The organism is Streptomyces sp. CB02056 (assembly GCF_001905545.1).
Classification (GTDB): Bacteria; Actinomycetota; Actinomycetes; order Streptomycetales; family Streptomycetaceae; genus Kitasatospora.
Genome location: NZ_LIPD01000009.1, coordinates 1 through 17,119 on the forward strand (window position 1 = coordinate 1; position 17,119 = coordinate 17,119).

Genomic DNA, 17,119 nt, shown 5'->3' on the forward strand with positions numbered 1-17,119 from the left:
CGGCGCGGCCGAGTTGTCCGCGGGGACGCCGTCGGCGGAGGCCAGTGCGGTGGCGCCGAGCGTGGCGGCCACGGCGACGGCACCGCCAACGAGCAAGCGGGACATGCGCTTTGCCATGCCTATTCCTCTTCGTTCATCTGGTGTTTGCCCTGACGGGCGGATCAGCGGAATCGGGTGACCGGTCTGAATGGTGAGCGAACCAACCGGCAATGGCGAGACGTCATTGCCGGTGGAAGTGGTCGAAGTTGCCGCATGGGCGCCTTCGGGGTCGCAGCCGGAATCCGGGCCATCGAACCAGATGAGCTGATGCTTCGACAAGCGCGTTCCTGGCGCTGGCCAGGCGGAATGTCATGCTTTCCCAGCGGTTGGGTGTCTATCGGTGATGCGGTTGTATTTGCTTGGCTTTGCCCTTTGACAGGTGTTTCATTGGCGGGTTTTTTTTGGCAACGTCATGGCTTCGTGGACGTTCTGTCGTATCGTCATCTGGCGTAGGCTCCGCTGCGGCCGTGAATCCGGCCGATGCCGACAGTGGAGGTTTCCGATGCACCATTCGATATCCCGTTCACAAGGGCGCGGGAGGGGGAGGCCGCCGCTGCTGGGCAGGCTCTCCCTGGGCCTCCTGCCGCTGGCTCTGACGGCGGGGCTGGTGGGTTCCGGCATCCAGACGGCTTCGGCCGTCGAACCGACCGACGCTCAGCTCCAGCGGAGCGCCCGCGACATCACGGTCGAGGCCTGGCTCAACGGTGGTCCTCGCGTCCACGAGCTCGCGGAAGCCGTGCTTGCGGGCTCGGACCAGGACGTGAAGCGGTTCGTCGACAACGAGCTCGCCGGCGCCCAGCACCTGGACGACCTGCTGGCCGCCACGCAGATCGAGGGTGTGGGCGGGCCGAAGGTCCGCGAGGCCGCGGGCAAGGCCATCGCGGGCACGGCCGACGAGCTGCACACGTTCCTGCGGAGCGGCTGGCAGTCGGCACTCGACGCCGACCGGCGGCTGTGGATCACCCGGATCACCGACCCCGCCGTGGGCGCCGGCCGCAACCTGCAGGCCGCCGGCGACGCCGCGCTGCGCAGCAACACCAGTGACGACCTGCAGCGGTTCCTGACCGAGGGACAGTTCCCGGCGAAGGATGCCGACGACCGGCTCAAGCTGGTCCAGATCCTCAGCTCCGGCGGCACGAACACCCAGGCCGCGGCACGCGCCGCGCTGAACGGGTCGATCCAGGACGTGCGCGACTTCCTCGCGACCGGCCAGTATGTCGCCCAGAACCGTGACATGGAGCGCGCGAGCATCGCGCTGCTGGTGCAGCAGGCGAAGGACGCGGGCGCGCAGGCGGCCCAGGAGGCCGCTGCGGCCATCGAGGCCAAGGACAAAGCGGTCTTCGAGGCGCAGGAGGCCATGAAGGCCGCCGCTCTGGCCGCGTCCGAGACCCAGCAGGCAGGTAACGACGCGGCCAGGGCCACGGAGGCGGCGAACAAGGCGGCGACGGCCGCCGAGCGTGCGGGCAAGGCGGCGAACACGGCCTTGGCGGCCGCGCGTGCGGCCAACGCGGGCGCGCGGGCCGCGGCTTACGCGGCGTCGAACGCGGCGGCTGCGGCGTCCGGCGCCCAGCGGGCCGCCGCCGCCGCGCGGAACTCCGCGGCCGCGGCGGCCGGTGACGCGACGAAGGCGCACGACGCGCGGGTCGCGGCGGACGCCGCCGACGCGGCCGCGAAGCTGGTGGACGCCGCCAAGGACACGCTCGTCCACGCGGACAAGGCCCTCAGCGACAGCCAGACCGCGGCGGGCGCCGCGCTGAGCGCGAAGGGCAACGCCGATTCCGCGGCGGGTTCGGCCGAGCAGGCCGGTGCCTACGCGGACAGCGCCGGCGGTCAGTCGGCCAAGGCCAAGCAGGCCGCGGCGGCCACCCGCCGTTCGGCCGTCGAGGCCGGTCGCGCCGCCGCCGCCGCGCAGCAGCTGGCCGGGGAGGCCGCGACGCAGTCGCAGGCGGCCGCGGCGCTCCTGAAGTCCGCGGGCGAGCACGCCGCCGCGGCGGCCCAGGCCGCCCGGGACGCCGCCGACCACGCCGGCCAGAGCGCGAACGCCGCGCAGGAGTCCACCGACCACGCGAACGCCGCCTCCGGGTTCGCTGCGGACGCCCAGACCGCGGTCGACAAGGCCAACGCGGTCCAGGACCTGGCACGCCGCATCGAGGCCGAGGACCTGACCAACCGCACCGCGGTGGCCGTGGAGAAGGCCCGGCAGGCCAAGGCCGACGAGACGGCGAAGCAGGCGCAGACCGACCAGGCCGCCCAGGACGTCCAGAAGGCCCGGGCCGAGGCCGACCGCCTCGCCCAGCTGGCCAACCAGCCCGGCGCCACTCCGACGCAGGTCGCCACCGACGGCCGCAAGCTCGCCATGGTCTCCCGCAAGATCTCCGCTTCCTGGGGGAACTCGGCGGCCGTCGACGCCCTGTCCGGTGACGACGCCGCCGTGTTCGCCTACGTGAAGACCGGGCGACGGGAGGCCGAGGAGCGCGACGCCCGCGACAGTGTCACCGCGATCCACAAGAACTCCGACAGCGAGGCGGTCCGCACCGCGGCCTACACCGCGCTGCAGGGCAACGCCGCCCAGCTCGGCGCCTTCCTGGCCAGCGGTCAGTACGAGGCCGTCGCGCCGGAGAACCGGCTGACGATCACCCGCCTCAGCGACAAGGCCGGCCCCGCCGTCAAGGCCGCCGCCGACGCCGCGCTGCGGGTCAACACCCCCGCCGCGCTGCGGGACTTCCTCGGCAAGGGCCTGTCGGACGCCCAGGCCGCCGACGACCGCCTCACCGCCACCCGGCTGGAGGACGCCCCGGCCACCGAGCCCGAGCTCAAGGCCGCGGCGAAGATCGCCCTCGAAGGCCCCGTGCAGGACCTGCGCGCCTTCGTGGCCGAGGGCCAGTACACCGCGCAGCAGAAGGACCGGCTCACCGCCCTCCACGTCGCGGACATCAAGGGCCTGATCGCCCAGGCGACCGCCGCCGCCGCGACCGCCCAGCAGAACGCGGCCACGGCCCAGGCCGCTGCCGCCATCGCCCGCAACGCCTCCAACGAGGCCAACGGCTACGCCGCCCAGGCTCAGGCCTCGGCCAACACCGCTGCCGAGCACGTCGCCAAGGCCAAGGCCGCCGCCGACGCCGCCGCGGCCGACGCCGCCAGGGCGGCGGCATCCGCGAAGACGGCCAACGCGGCCAAGGCCTCCGCCAACCGCGACGCCGCGAGTGCCGTCCACTCCGCCAACAGGGCCGAGCAGTCGGCCCGGCAGGCCCGGTCGGCCGCGACCGACGCCTACAACTCCGCTGCCGATGCCCGGGCCTCCGCGGAGGCGGCCGGCAAGGACGCGACGGCCGCCCAGGCCGCCGCCGACGACGCCCGCGCCAACTACCAGGGCAAGTTCGACGCCGAGCAGAAGGCCGAGGCCGAAAGGCTCGAGGAGGCGCGCAAGGAGGCCGATTACAAGGCCCAGATCGAGAAGGAGAAGCAGGACTCGATCGCGGGCATCGAGGAGGAGATCAAGAAGGCGAAGGAGGACAACGAGACCTCCAACTCCATCTACCGCCTCGTCTCCGAGACCATCCACCTCACCCTCGACGTGATCGGTGGTGCGGGCGGCGTCATCGCCCCCGGCCTCGCCGACATCGCCGACCTCGTCAACTGCGCCTACTACGCCGTCGAGGGCAGGACCACCGAGGCGGTCGAGTCCTGCATCGGGGCGATCCCCTTCATCGGCGACGGCGCCGCCATCGCCAAGCTCGCCCGGTGGGCGAAGAAGTTCGGCTCCTGGGGCGAGAAGGCCGTCGAGTTCATCCAGAAGCTCGTCAGGCGGGTTCCCGCGTCCTGCCCGGTGCCGAACAGCTTCGCGGCGGGTACCCCCGTCCTCATGGGCGACGGCTCCACCCGCGCGATCGAGACCGTCAGGATCGGCGACGAGGTCCTCGCCACCGATCCCGTCAGCGGGCTGACCGGACCCCGCCGGGTCTCGGCCACCATCTACGGCCCGGACGACCGGGACTTCACCGACATCTCCCTGGGTGCCGGACGCTCCCTGACCAGCACCGACCACCACCCCTTCTGGGCCGAGAACCGGAAGGCCTGGATCGACGCCGTCGACCTCGAGACCGGCGACGAACTGCGCGACCCGGCCGGCCAGCCCCGGCGAATCGAGAGCGTCCGGCACTGGAACACCCTCCAGGGCGCCTACAACCTCACCGTTGACGAGCTTCACACGTACTACGTGGTCGCGGGCGACACGCCGGTGCTGGTACACAATGCCAACAAGCCGCTGTGCCTGGAGAAGCTCACCAACAGCGACGTCGAGAGCGTCTTCCACCGCGGCACCTTCGACAATCCCAGCGATCAGTTCCTGTATCACTACAAGTTGGAGGGGGCCCCGAACGGCATGTCGCAGACGGAGTACATCGCCGCGGCCAAGGAGGCGATGGAGCGTGTGACGAAGCCTGGTTTCCTGAAGGACAACCCTGGTTGGAAGGTCAATATAAAGCCCATCGGAGCCCACGAGGACAAGCTGGAGGGGCTGGCGTGGACCAACGAGGCAACGGACGAAGTGGTGTTCACGTCGATGGATCGCAGTAGGGTCGTGACGTACCACCCCCCGAAGAGGCGGTAACAGAATGATGCGACGACCGGTGGAACTGAGCTTCGTCGATGCCTACACCATCTGGAGTCACGTTCCATATCCGCCGCATTCCACAACGCCGGAGTTGGGGAAGCTCCGCGCCGATCTCGCGATCGCCCACGAGCACACCACGGGGGCCGTCGTCTTCATGAGGACCGGTGCGTTCAGGCCGTCGGGTGCGGATGTCCTGACGGAACTCGACGAGATCATCACTCAAGCCGGTGTCCTGTGCGGGGAGTACGCGGGGGAGGACCTGGTGGTCGCGCGGGAGATACACGCCTACGCGACGTTGCTGGCGATCGTCTACCGGGGATTCCTCGAAGCGGGTGAATCCGTCTAGGCGGTCGTTTCGTCGAACCGCAGAACGCCCGGCCGGGGTTTCCCGGCCGGGCGTTCTGCGTTGTCGGCGGTTACAGGCGGCTGAGGCGCTCGGCGAGGGCGCGGGCGTGGGTGGCGGCGGTGGGGCCGCGGGTGGGGTCGGGGGCTTCGGAGAGGAAGACCAGGGCGAGCATCAGGGCGGCGTCGAGGCGGCAGACGAGGAGGGTGGGGTCGTCCTCGGTGGGGACGGGGGCGAGGGTGGCGTAGCCGGCGCGGAGGGCGGGCAGGTCGAGGTCGTTCTCGGGGTAGCGGGCGTATTCGGCGAGGCGGCCGAACTCGAGGGCGGGGGTGCCGAGGAGGGCGTTGGACCAGTCCAGGAGGGCGGTGGTGCGGCCCTGGTGGCGGCGGATGTTGGAGCTGCGGACGTCGAGGTGGAGGAGGCTGGTCCCGGTGAGGGGGGAGAGGTGCCGGGCGAGCAGGTCGGGGGCCGGGGGCTCGGGCCAGTCGGCGACGAGGCGGGCGAGTTCGGCCCAGCGGCGCGCTATCCGGGTGGTGAGGACCCCGGCGGTGGTGCCGCCCTCGGCGGCGACGGGGTGCAGTGGCGGCGGGGGTGCCTGGTGGAGCCGGGCGAGGAGCCGGCCGAGGGCGTGGGAGTCGAGCGGGGTGCCGTCGTCGGGGACGTAGTCGGAGAGCAGCACGTCGGGGGAGTCGGGGTCGTCGGCGAGGACGAGTTCCCGGGCGCGGGCGACGGGCAGGCCGTGTTCGGCCAGGTGCCGGGCGATGGCGTGCTCCTGGACGAGCAGGGCGCGGGTGTCCACGTGCGGGTCGTTGGCGTTGGAGTCGAAGCGGTGGTGCGCGAGCCGTACGGCGACCGGTTCGCCGTCCCGGGCCCGGGCCCGGAAGACGGTGAACTCCAGGCCCTTGCCGACGAGTTCCAGGCCGCTCAGGCCCCACTGTCCGGCCAGTCGGTCCAGTACGGCGAAACGCTCACTCATGGTGCATCCTCGGTGGTCTTGCGACGGTCGGTCACCCTGCTGTCCCTCAGCAGGGCGTAGGCGATCGGCAGGCAGGTCAGCAGGGTGACCACGCCGCCGAGGGCGAAGGCGGCGCGAGGCCCGGCCGAGGCGCTCACCCGGCCGAAGACCAGCGCGCCGAGGGGCATGGTGCCCCAGGCGAAGAGCCGGTAGACGCCGGTGGCCCGGCCGAGCATCCGGTCCGGGATGATCGTCTGGCGCAGGGAGACGGCGACGACGTTCCAGACCATCAGGGCGAAGCCGGTGACGCCGTAGGCGACGGCGACCACGGGGACCCGGTCGGTGGCGGCCACCGCCAGGCCGGCGGCGCCCATCAGGGCCAGGTTGCCGACCAGCGCGGGGACCCGGCCGACGGCCTTGCTGAGCCGGCCGGCGACCGCGCCGCCGATCACGCCGCCGACCGCCCCGGCGGCCAGCAGCGCCCCGTACGCGGCGTCCGGGAGTTCCAGCACCTCGCGGACCAGGATCACGAAGACGGCGATCTGGCCCAGGTAGACGGCGTTGATGACCCCGGCGGAGACGGTCAGGGCGCGCAGCAGCGGATCGCGGAGGACGAAGGCGACGCCCTCGCGGATGTCGGCCAGCAGGCGGGGCTTCCCGGCGCCCGGCCCGGGTTCGGCGGCAGGCCCGGATTCAGGTCCGGACTCGGGCACCGGCCCGCGCACGCCGCGCAGCAGCAGCGCGGAGGCCAGGAAGGAGACCGCGTCGATCACCAGCGGGACGGCCCGGCCGACCGTGAACAGCACGCCGCCGACGACCTGCCCGAGCAGGTCGCGGCCGACGGTCTGGACGGCGAAGAGCCGGCCGTTCGCCGACTCCAGCCGGTCCTTGGGCACGACGCTCGGCAGCAGCGCGAAGGACGCGCAGTCGAACAGCACCTCGCCGACGCCCAGCAGGAACGCGGAGGTGAGCAGCGGCCAGAAGGTCAGCCGGTCGGCGGCGAGCAGCAGGACGGTGAGGACCAGCACCGCGGCGCGCAGCAGGTCGGCGAGGACCATCAGCAGCCGCCGCTCGAAGCGGTCGGCGTACGCCCCGGCGGGCAGGGCGAACAGCAGCCAGGGCACCGTGGTCGCGGCGGTGACGGCGGACACCTGGAAGGCGTCGTCCAGCACCGCGGTGGACAGCAGCGGCAGCGCGGCGAAGCGCATGCCGTCGCCGACCGCGGAGGAGGCGGCGGCGCCGAGGACCCGGTGGTAGCCGGAGGAGGGGCGGACGGCGGTGTCGGTGCTCACCCGCGCGGCTCCGCGGCGGGGTTCCCGGCCGAGAAGACGGCGCAGCGCAGTTCGCTGGTGTACCGCCGGCCGTCCACGTCCAGCCAGCGCTGGTCGGGGGCGGGCAGCATCTCGGAGACCTCCAGGGTGCCCTCGGCTCGGGCGGCCAGCCGGCCCAGCTGCCGGACCAGCAGCGGGGACTCCCAGTCGACGTAGACCGGCTTGGGCTCGCCGGGGACCTTGACGAAGACGTGCCGGGGCAGCCGGTGCTCGGCGCGCAGCCGGCAGGCGGCGACGAACAGCGCGGCGTCGTCCCGGCCGGTCTGGCGGCCGAAGGCGGCGGTGTCGCGCAGCCGGGCGGCGGGGATGCGCCAGGTCTCGCGCTGCAGCACGACGCGGCCGCAGCGGATGCGCGGGATGTGCGCCAGGTCGGGGGCGTCCAGTCCGGCGCCGCCGAAGTGGCGGGGGAAGGCGAACGGGGAGAGCGGGTCCTGCCGGATGCTCGGGCCGCCGGCCGGGGGCGCCATCAGGCGCAGCCGGCCCTCGACGCCGTGGGCGCGCAGCTCCAGCCGGCCGTCGCGCAGCACCAGGTAGAGCTGGGAGGGCTGCAGCACCCGGTCGCGGGACTGCGCGGAGCGGCCGTAGACCTCCAGGTCGTGGCAGGGGTAGACGAGTTGGGTGGAGGACTTGTCGGGGTGGCCGCGGGACAGGTTGGCGAGCACCTCGTCGTCGGCGAGCAGGGACTGGTAGCCGCGGTACACCTCGGAGAGCAGTTCGGGGGTGTGCTCCTGGATCAGCGGGCCGAAGCTGGTGTGGGTGATGACCTCCCGCACCGCGTGGCAGTCGCCGATGACGGCGGTGAACCGGCCCTCGGCCAGGTCCTCCCGGCTCCGCGCGGCGAACAGGATGTCCGGGTCGCAGACGGCGGGCGGGCTGCTCGGCTGGGCGGCGAGGACGGCGGCCATCCGCTCCCGGTCGACCACGACCTCGGAGCGGTCCGGGTCGGTGGCGGCCTCGCCGAGCAGGGCGGCGCCGATCTCCCGGTCCAGTTCGGCGAGTTCGGCCTCGACGGCGAGGCACTCGCGGGCGATGGCGTCGCGGTCGCGGAAGAACTCGGCGTAGAGGACGTCCAGCGGGATCTCCACGCCGGGGCCGAACCGGTCGGCCACCCACCGGGTGAGGATGACCAGCTCGCGCCGCATCCGCAGGCGCGGGCCGGCCAGCACGGTCTCGTACACGATGGACAGTTCGTCGGTGATGAAGCGGGCGAGGTCCGGGCCGACGGTCAGGTCGGCGGGGCGGCCGCGGGCCTCCTCGAACAGGATGCTGCGGTCGGCGTAGTGCAGGCCGCTGTTGCGGTTGGCGGGGCCGCCGGTCAGCTGCTCGAACCGGGCCTTGCTCTCGGCGAGCGCGGCCGCGCGTTCGGGCAGCGGCAGGGCGGCGAAGCGGGTCAGGTCGGCCTCGAAGCCGTCGATCGCGGTGAGCAGCGGGTCGGCCAGCGGGGCGGGGGCGGCGAGCAGTTGCTCGCGCAGGGCGGCCAGCGGCCGGTGGTCGCCGATCGGGATCTCGAACTCGACGACCACCCATTCGCGCTCGGCGAGTCCGGCGAGCACCTCGTCGAAGGGGACGGGGCAGCGCTGCTCGTCCTGCCAGGCCCGCCGCAGTTCGCTCAGGGTGCGTTCGCCGTCGCAGTGCTGCCACAGCCAGGCCTCGTACGGTTCGACCGGGCGCCCGCCGAGGTGCTGGAAGTCCCAGTCGGTGTCCAGGCCGTCGCGGGTGGTGAAGGCGTAGAGGTCGATCCGGCCGTCGCGCAGGAAGGACAGCGGGCGGCGCCGGGGGCGGGCGTGGTCGAGCAGGCCGGGGACGGCGGCGGCGCTCTGGGCGAGCTTCTCCGCGGCCCAGTGGCTGAACAGCGCGCGCCGTTCCAGCTCCCGCTCGCCGGACCAGGTGATGCCGGGGGCGGTGCCGACCCGGCCGGGGGTGAAGGGGCCGAAGTGCGAGTGGGTCTCGTTCTTGGTGGTGACCCGCTGGAGGTACATGGTGAGCAGGTCGGTCATCTTGCGGGTGCGCCGCCCGGTCGCGCCGTCGTGGGCGTCGAGCCAGGCGGCGAAGGTGGGGTAGGCGGAGTCGTTGGAGAGCAGCAGGACCTGCCGCAGCCGTTCGTCGCCGAAGGCCTCGACGACGGCGGCCCCGGCCCGGTCAAGGCGGTCCTGGTGCCGGGCGGCGAACCGGGTCTGCTCCTCGGCGAAGTGCCGGGCGGCGTCCTGGTAGGCGCGCAGGACGGCGGCCTCCTCGGCGGGCACGGCGGCGGCCGCGGCGGCCAGCTCGGGCTCGGGGACGGGCAGCAGGAACCCGGCGGGGGAGGACAGCCGGGCGGCGCCGGGCACCGGGTGGCGGCGCAGGGCGGCCTTGAACGCGTCGGCCAGCTCCTTCAGCCGCTGCCCGTGGGCGACGAGCTCCCGGGCCTCCTCGGCGGCGGCCGGGTCGGCCAGGGGCGCGAGCAGCTCCATCGGGAAGCCGGCCTGGCGGAGCACGACGACCGGCGCGAGCTGCCAGGGGACGCGCACCCCGGGCTCGGCGGCGGTCCGGGGATCGTTGACGGTGGTCACGGCCTCACCTGGGGGATCGAGTGGACGGGCGGACGGCGGTCGTGCAGGGCGTCCAGGACGGCGAGCGGGTCGGCGGGGAGCGCGGGCAGCAGGCCGGGGCTCGGCGCCCAGGGCTTGACCCGCACCCCGTGGTAGTCGGACCCGGCGGTGGCGACCAGGCCGAGCCGCCCGGCGGCCTCGGCGAGCCGGGCGCTGTCGGCCGGGGTGTGCCAGCTGGTCCACACCTCCAGTCCGGCCAGGCCGGCCTCCCGCAGCGGCGCCAGCAGTTCGGCGCACCGCGGGGCGTCCAGGCCGGCGGTGTGCGGGCCGGGGTGGGCGAGGACGGCGACGCCGCCCGCCCGCTCGATCCAGGACAGCACGTCCACCAGGTCGGGGTTGACGGGGTGTTCGACGTGCAGTGGCCGGCCCGGGCGGCACCAGTCGGCGATGAGGCGGGCGAACCGGTCGTCGCCGTCGGCGTACGGGGCGAACCGGGGGTCGTCCCCGGCGGCCTCCAGCAGCAGGGCCAGGTAGTCGTTGACGTAGGCCACCCGGTCGCCGCCGAGGCGCCGTTCGACGTCGGCCCGGGCGATCGGCACGCCGAGGGCCTGCGCCCGGTCGGTCCAGGTGCGCCACCAGGCCAGTTCGGCGTCGTGGAGGCGCCCGATCCGCCGCCGGAACGCCTCGTCGCCGGGGTCGACGAAGTAGGCGAGGCAGTGGGTCTCCTCACCGCGCCAGGTGGTGGTGATCTCGCAGGCCGGGACGACGGTGAGGCGCCCGGCGGCGGCCCGTTCGAAGGCGGCGACGCCCGCGAGGGTGTTGTGGTCCGTCACGGCGGCCACCCGCAGCCCGGCCTCGACGCACCGCCTCGCCAGGTCGGCCGGCGCCTCGTCCCCGTCCGAGTGCCGGGTGTGCAGGTGCAGGTCGACCGGGGTGGCCAGGGTCGCGGGCGCCCCCCGCATCAGCGGGACCTCCACGCCGACCGGAATCCCCGCGCCGGCAGGGCCCCCCGCACCGGCAGGCTCCTCCGCATCAGCGGGCCCCGGGCAGGGTGCGCCGCCAGGAGGCGGCCAGCCAGCGCTCGTACTCGGGGCCGGACGGCTCGTCCACGACCAGGCAGAGCGGCTCGATGATCCGCCCCGCGCCGCCGGCCAGGCCGCCGTGCAGCATGGTCAGGTTGTGGCCGAGCAGCAGGTCGCAGTGCTCGCCCGGGGCGAGCACCTCCCAGCGGCGGCGGAACCGCGCCCAGGTCAGGCCGGTGGCCATGAGCAGCTGGTGGCAGAAGAGCCGGGCCGCCTCGCCCCGGCACTCGCCGCAGGCGCACTCGCGGGCCAGCGGCACGGCGGCGGGGTAGCGCCGCCGCTCCTCCTTGGACAGGTCCGCCTCGCTGTGGTGGAAGGACAGGCCGTGCCAGAACGTCTCCTCCAGCCCGAGCATGGCGCCCACCGAGGGGTAGGCGCAGCCGTGTTCGGGCTGGCGCTCCAGGCCGCGGCGCAGGTTGCCGCCGAGCCAGCGGGCCGCGCCGCCCACCGGGTCGTCGCCCCGGTCGATGCCGCGCCGCTCCAGTACCTCGTCGATCACGCCGAGCCAGTCGTAGTACGTGGTGACGCTCAGCCCCTCGCCGACCTCGGGCAGGAAGATGCCCTGGTACATCTTGTGCGCGGCGGTGGTGGTGTACCCGGAGTCGCCGTAGGTGCGCTGGGCCGGGTCCCAGTCGGGGGCGTCCTGGAGGCTGGGCGTCAGGTACGAGCAGTGCTGGCCGTCGTGGTGGGGCAGCAGGGTCCGGGTGGTGTAGCCCTCGGGGACGTAGGTCTGCTGCGCCTTGTCGACCTCCAGCCGCATCCGGGCGGGGGCGCCGCGGGCGATCAGCGCGGTGCGGACGCGCTCGACGATGCCGGTGGACAGCCGGCGGCTCTCCTCGACCCCGAGCCGCAGCCGGCCGATCCGGAAGACGGCGTAGCCGGTCCGGTGGATGACCTCGACGGCTCCGGCGGCGAGGGCGTCCAGCGCCCGCTCGCGCTCGGCGGGGGCCCCGGAGATCAGCGGGGTACAGTCGAACTGCGCTTCGTGGGGCGTGAATCTCACCGGTGCTCCAGGGGTGCGGAGGGGGTGCCGGGGGCCCAGGGCGCGAGTTCGGCCGGGGCGACCTCGGTGCGGAACAGGAACTCGAAGAGCAGCCGGGCGGCGATCTGCGCGGTGCCGCCGGACGGGTCGTAGCGGGGCGCGATCTCGGCGATGTCGACGGCGCCGACGGGCAGCGCCCGCAGCTCCTCGTAGACGTCGAGGAGGTCGCCGATGCCGATGCCGCCCATGGTGACGTGCCCGGTGCCGGTCGCGGCGGCGCTGTCGAGCACGTCGATGTCGAGGGAGACGTAGACGGTGTCGCACCGCGAGCCGAGTTCCTCGATGACGGGGCGCAGGGCCGCGGCGGCGCCGTCCCGGGTGATCAGGGAGCCGGGGACGACGTGGAAGCCGCTGTCCAGCAGGCCGCGGAACTGGTCGTACTTGGTCACGTCCCCGACCCCGACGAAGGCGATGTCCTCCGGGCGCATCTGCGGGATCTCGCTGATCCGGCGGGAGTTGGAGCCGTGGTAGAGCGGCCCGTGCAGGGTGCTCCAGTTGCCGAAGTCGAAGTGGTGGTCGATGTTGATGAACCCCACCCGGCCGGCGCCGCGGTCCAGCCGGCCGGCCCGGAAGCCGGCGAAGGTGGGGAAGGTGCAGGAGTGGTCGCCGTTGAGGAAGATCAGCCGCGGGGCGTTCTGGCTGAGCCGGCGGCTCTCGGCGGCGACGGCCTGGAAGGTCTTGACGGTGTCCGTCGGGTAGATGTGCAGGTCTCCGGCGTCCGCGACGCGGGGCGCGTGGTAGCGGAAGGTCTGCCCGGTGCGGGTGTCCAGCATCCGCCACTGGCCGAGGCTGGTGAGGTAGCTGGAGAAGACCAGGCTGGCCTGGCGGACCGCCCGCGGCCCCTCGGCGGCGCCGGGCCGGGAGCTGGCGGTGGCGTCGTAGGGCACGCCGGACACCACCCAGCCCGTCTCGCCCACGTCCACCTGGTCGGCGGTGGTGGTGGGGGCGCCGAAGAGGGTGCCGACGCCGGCCCAGCCGGGCAGCGGGTCCTGCTCGAAGTCCTCCGGCTTGACGCTGGTGCGGAGGGCCTCGAAGTCGGGGAGCTCGGTCATGTCAGTTCTCCTGCGCGGCGGGGGTGACGGACAGGCCGGGTACGGCGGAGGCCGGGGCGGCGGGCAGCGGGTCGCGGATGATGGCGTGCGCCGCGGCGATCTTCTCCTGGAACAGGTCCCAGCTGTCCTCGGGGGACAGGTGCCGGGGCCGGTAGACGACCGGGGCGTCCTCCCGCCAGTCGGCGAAGTCCCAGTTGAAGATGCGCTCGCGCAGCCTGGGGAAGTCCGGGGTGAGCGGGTACGGGACGAAGTTGTAGAGGTTGAAGAGCCACAGCGCCGATTCGTTCTCCCGCATCCAGCTGACGGTCTGGCCGTGCGCGGCCTCCGTCTCCTCGTCCAGGCCGCCCATCATGTTGAGGACGATCTTCAGCCCGGCGTCGCTGAGTTGACGGATCTTCGAAGTGTAGTCGTCCAGGCCGCGGGAGAGCTTGTTGAGGCGCTTGAGCATCTGCGAGTCGGCCGACTCGAAGCCGAGCTCCACGGCGACGACGCCGAGTTCGAGCATGGCCTCGACGATCCACTCCTTCACCTGCATCACGTGGGTCTGCACGATGAAGCGGTAGCCGGGGCGGTCGCGGAAGACGTCCAGCAGGTTGCCGACGGCCTCGCGGGACTGGCCGAAGGTCTTGTCGCCGATGTAGAAGAGCCGGGTGTCGGGGAACCGGCTGGTCAGCTCGTCGACCTCCTGGGCGAGCGCGTCCTTGGCGACCAGGGTGAGCTGCTTGCTCCAGGCGTCGCCGCAGAACGAGCACTGGTACAGGCAGCCGTGGCTGGCGTTGAGCCGCAGCAGCGGGACCCGGCCCTGGTAGCCGCCGAGGTGGCGGTAGTCCGGCGCCCAGGTGATCCGGTCGGACACCAGCCCGGGCAGCAGCGGCTTCTCCAGGCTGCCGCCGGACCCGGAGGCGAGCTCGACGAGCCGGCGCACGAAGGTGGCGTCGAGCTGGCCGCGGTGCACGGCGTGCACGGCGCCGTCGGGGGCGAGCGGGGCCATGTTGCCGCCGAGGACGACGCGCCGGCCGGCGTGCTCCAGCCGCTTGGCCACCTCCAGCGCGAGGCGGAGGTTCTGGGCGAGCGGGGACATCAGGACCAGGTCGCCGGGGGCGGTCGCCTCCAGCAGCGGCTCGGCGCAGTGCTCCGGCTCGGCCGGGGTCCTGGACAGGTCGCGGAAGACGGAGTCCAGGCCCGCGGTGTTCAGCAGGGCGGTCAGGTGGGCGACCCAGAGCGGCATCTCCCACAGGCCGTCGGTCGGGATGAAGTACTCGGGCAGCATGGCCCGGAAGCGCCGGTCGTAGTCGTCGTAGTAGCGGGCGAGGTTCGGGTCGGGGTCGTGGCTGGAGGGGAAGGGCAACTGGACGATGCAGCTCTTGGTCATGGCGGTGCCTTCGGTCGGTGAGGGCGTGGGGTCCTCGACGTGGAGCACTCAGTGGGGACGGCGCGAGAAGACCGCACAGCGCAGCTCGCTGGTGTGACGTTCTCCGTCGATGTCGAGCCAGAGGTGCTCCGGGGCGGGGAGCATTTCGCTGAACTCCAGAGCGGCGGCCGTCTTCCGGGCGAGCCGGAAGACCTGCCGGACGATGAGGGGGGATTCCCAGTCGACGTAGACCGGTTTCGGCTCGCCGGGGATCTTCAGGAAGCCGCGGCGCGGCAGGCCGAGTTCGCGGCGCAGCCGGCGGGCGGCGGCGAACTCCGGGGCGTCGCCCTTGGAGCGGTGGACGCCGGGGCTCCAGCCGCGCAGGGCCTCGGCGGGGACGCGCCAGCGCTCCCGGTGCAGCACGATCCGACCGCAGCGGATGCGGGGCACGTGGTCGCGGTCCCGGTCGCGGACGCCGACGCCGCCGAAGTGGCGGGGGAAGGCGAACGGGGAGAGCGGGTCCTGGCGGATGCTGGGGCCGCCCGCCAGCGGGGCGAGCAGCTTGAGCCGGCCGGCCAGTCCGTGGGCGCGCAGCTCCAGCCGGTCGGCGGTGGCCACCAGGTACAGCGCGCCGGGCTGGAGGACGTCGCCGCGGGCCTTCGGGGAGAGCCCGTACACCTCCAGGTCCGGGCAGGGGTAGGTGAGTTGGGCGCCGGTCTTGTCGGGGTGCGAGCGGGAGAGGTCGACCAGCACCTCGTCCTCGTCGAGCAGCCCCCGGTAGCGGTCGTGGACCGCGTCGAGGAGTTCGGGCGCCTCGGCCTGGAGCATCGAGGCGAAGCTGGAGTGGGTGAGCGCCTCGCGGACGGCGTGGCAGTCCCCGACGACGGCGAGGAAGTCGCCGCGGCCGATCGCGGCGGCGTCCGGCGCGGCGAGCATGACGTCCGGGTTGCACAGCGCGGGCGGGGTGTCGGGGTGGCGGGCGAGCAGCTCCTCCAGCCGGGCCCGGTCGACGACGCTCTCGGAGCGGCCGTCCTCGGCGCCGTCCAGCAGCAGGTCGACGACCTCCCGGTCGAGCGCCGCGATCTCCCGGTCCACCTCCTCGCACTCGGCGGCGAGCAGCGGCTTGTCGGCGAAGAAGGCGGCGTAGAAGTCCGGCAGCGGTACGGGCGTGCCGGTGCCGAAGCGCCGTGCCGTCCAGCGGTGCAGGATGTCCAGTTCGCGGCGGACGCGCAGCCGGGGGACGAGCAGCGTCAGGTCGTAGACCACGGACAGCTCGCGGCCGATCAGGGCGGCGACGTCGGGGCCGAGGACGACGTCCCTGACCGGGCTGTACGCCTCCTCGTAGAGGATGCTCCGGTCCGCGTAGTGCCGGCCCTCGGAGCGGTTGGCGGCGGAGCCGGTGACCTCCTCGAAGGCCTGCTTGAGTTCGCCGAGCAGGGCCGCGCGCCGCTCCGTCGGGCCTTCGGCGAAGCGGCGCAGCCCGTCCTGGAAGCGGCGCACCACGGCGAGGTCGGGGGAGTCGTCGGCGAGCTGTCCGGCGAGTTCGCGCAGTACGTCGGTGGCGCCGATCGGGATCTCCCGGCGGCCGATCAGCCAGTCCTGGTCGACGAGTTCGGCGAGCACCCGGTCGAAGTCGCGGTCGGCCGGGCGGTCCGGGCGGTCGGCCCAGGCGGCGCGCAGCCAGGCCACCGTGCGCTCGCCGTCGCAGTGCTCCCAGAGCCAGGACCGGTCGGCGTCGAAGGTGTCGGCCTTCACCGCGACGAAGCGCCAGCCGTCCGGCATGCCGGTGGTGCTCTCGAACGCGTACAGCCGGACGACGGGGCCCTCGGCGAAGGCGAGGGGCCGCCGGCGGGGGCGCACCGTCTCGAAGGCCTCCGGCCGGGCGCTGAAGACCTCGGCCATCGCCTCGCCCGCCCAGTGGCTGAGCAGGGCGATCCGGCGCAGCGGGCCGGTGGACCAGCCGACGCCGGGGGCGGCGCCCTCCGGTGCGGTCCGGGCGACGGCGAGGGGGCCGAAGTGCGAGTGGGTCTCGTTCTTGGTGGTGACCCGCTGGAGGTACATGGCGAGCAGGTCGGTCATCCGCTTGACGTGGCCGTCCGACCCGGCGCCGCCGGAGGCGAGCCAGGCGGTGAACTCCTCGAAGCGGGCGTCGTTGGACAGCAGCAGGACCTGCTGGAGGGAGGGTTCGCGGAACAGGTCCACGACGGTCCGGCGGGCGTCGGCGAGGGCGGCGCCGTGCTCCCGCTCGAAGGCCTCCCAGTGGCCGTCCAGGGCCTGCACCGCGTCCTGGTAGCGCTTGGCCGAGTCCAGGGCGGCCGGGCCGAGTTCGGCTTCGAGCCGGGCGAGGTCGGCGGGCGGGAAGGGGCGGAGCATGCCGACGCCGGAGGCGAGGTCGCCCCGGGTGCCGGCCCGCTCGGCGCGCAGGTCGGCCTTCAACCGCCGCCCCAGCTCGACGGCTTCGTCCCGCAGGTCGAGGACGGCGTCGGCGGCCCGGGCGGTCGAGGGGGCGACGACGCGGTCCAGCAGCGAGAGCGGGTAGCCCGCGTGGCGCAGCATCGCGACCGGGGCGAGGGACCACCCCGGGCCGCCGTCCGCCCCGGTGGTCGGGGTGCGGTCGCCTCCCGTCGGAGGTCGTGCGCCGTCCGGACGCGGCTTCGGCTCGTCCATGATCGCCCCCTTGTGGCTGACTTGATCACGACAGTTCGTGACCATAACAACGTGTCGAGGGGGCGTTCAATAACGATGTGGTCAACGCAAGGATTTCCGGCCGAGATTGACCGGTTG

At 73.5% G+C, this 17,119-nt stretch carries 11 protein-coding genes; 2 read left to right on the forward strand and 9 right to left on the reverse strand.

Annotated features, from left to right (window positions below):
- Positions 1-318, reverse strand: a 318-nt coding sequence (locus AMK13_RS42980) for a hypothetical protein (RefSeq protein WP_143204616.1), incomplete at its 3' end; no start/stop codon positions are given.
- Between the two features lie 328 nt (positions 319-646).
- On the opposite strand from AMK13_RS42980, the gene AMK13_RS24155 reads away from it, so the two are divergent.
- The gene (locus tag AMK13_RS24155; protein ID WP_074004058.1) at positions 647-4,648 is read left to right on the forward strand and encodes a polymorphic toxin-type HINT domain-containing protein; all 4,002 of its coding nucleotides are present in this window, start codon (positions 647-649) and stop codon (positions 4,646-4,648) included.
- A gap of 19 nt (positions 4,649-4,667) precedes the next feature.
- Complete coding sequence (locus AMK13_RS24160; protein ID WP_074004059.1) at positions 4,668-4,997, forward strand: hypothetical protein; 330 nt, start codon at positions 4,668-4,670, stop codon at positions 4,995-4,997.
- Positions 4,998-5,067: 70 nt separating this feature from the next.
- On the opposite strand, the gene AMK13_RS24165 is transcribed toward AMK13_RS24160, so the two are convergent.
- The 8 genes from AMK13_RS24165 to AMK13_RS24200 all read right to left on the reverse strand — a co-directional run bounded on the left by AMK13_RS24165 (position 5,068) and on the right by AMK13_RS24200 (position 17,002).
- Positions 5,068-5,970 (reverse strand): phosphotransferase family protein, encoded by a 903-nt coding sequence (locus AMK13_RS24165; protein ID WP_074004060.1) that lies wholly within the window; start codon positions 5,968-5,970, stop codon positions 5,068-5,070.
- Positions 5,967-7,241 (reverse strand): MFS transporter, encoded by a 1,275-nt coding sequence (locus AMK13_RS24170; protein ID WP_074004061.1) that lies wholly within the window; start codon positions 7,239-7,241, stop codon positions 5,967-5,969. The genes AMK13_RS24165 and AMK13_RS24170 overlap by 4 nt, the downstream gene beginning before the upstream one ends.
- Complete coding sequence (locus AMK13_RS24175) at positions 7,238-9,829, reverse strand: lantibiotic dehydratase (RefSeq protein ID WP_049649747.1); 2,592 nt, start codon at positions 9,827-9,829, stop codon at positions 7,238-7,240. Before AMK13_RS24175 ends, AMK13_RS24170 begins: the two co-directional genes overlap by 4 nt.
- Complete coding sequence (locus AMK13_RS24180; protein ID WP_143204617.1) at positions 9,826-10,770, reverse strand: PHP domain-containing protein; 945 nt, start codon at positions 10,768-10,770, stop codon at positions 9,826-9,828. The genes AMK13_RS24175 and AMK13_RS24180 overlap by 4 nt, the downstream gene beginning before the upstream one ends.
- 70 nt (positions 10,771-10,840) lie before the next feature.
- Positions 10,841-11,893 (reverse strand): hypothetical protein, encoded by a 1,053-nt coding sequence (locus AMK13_RS24185; RefSeq protein ID WP_074004063.1) that lies wholly within the window; start codon positions 11,891-11,893, stop codon positions 10,841-10,843.
- On the reverse strand, positions 11,890-12,984 hold the full coding sequence (locus tag AMK13_RS24190) for an arginase family protein (RefSeq protein WP_074004064.1): 1,095 nt from the start codon (positions 12,982-12,984) through the stop codon (positions 11,890-11,892). Before AMK13_RS24190 ends, AMK13_RS24185 begins: the two co-directional genes overlap by 4 nt.
- Position 12,985: 1 nt before the next feature.
- Positions 12,986-14,356 (reverse strand): B12-binding domain-containing radical SAM protein, encoded by a 1,371-nt coding sequence (locus AMK13_RS24195; RefSeq protein WP_074004065.1) that lies wholly within the window; start codon positions 14,354-14,356, stop codon positions 12,986-12,988.
- Positions 14,357-14,404: 48 nt separating this feature from the next.
- Positions 14,405-17,002: a lantibiotic dehydratase gene (locus AMK13_RS24200; protein WP_074004066.1), complete on the reverse strand. Its 2,598-nt coding sequence runs from the start codon at positions 17,000-17,002 to the stop codon at positions 14,405-14,407.
- Between the last annotated feature and the right edge of the window lie 117 nt (positions 17,003-17,119).

What these genes read in the sequence shown, in the direction of transcription:
- AMK13_RS24165 (WP_074004060.1), bottom strand. Translation starts at nt 5,970, where the DNA reads ATGAGTGAGCGTTTCGCCGTACTGGACCGACTGGCCGGACAGTGGGGC.
- AMK13_RS24180 (WP_143204617.1), bottom strand. Translation starts at nt 10,770, where the DNA reads ATGCGGGGGGCGCCCGCGACCCTGGCCACCCCGGTCGACCTGCACCTG.
- AMK13_RS24190 (WP_074004064.1), bottom strand. Translation starts at nt 12,984, where the DNA reads ATGACCGAGCTCCCCGACTTCGAGGCCCTCCGCACCAGCGTCAAGCCG.
- AMK13_RS24195 (WP_074004065.1), bottom strand. Translation starts at nt 14,356, where the DNA reads ATGACCAAGAGCTGCATCGTCCAGTTGCCCTTCCCCTCCAGCCACGAC.
- AMK13_RS24200 (WP_074004066.1), bottom strand. Translation starts at nt 17,002, where the DNA reads ATGGACGAGCCGAAGCCGCGTCCGGACGGCGCACGACCTCCGACGGGA.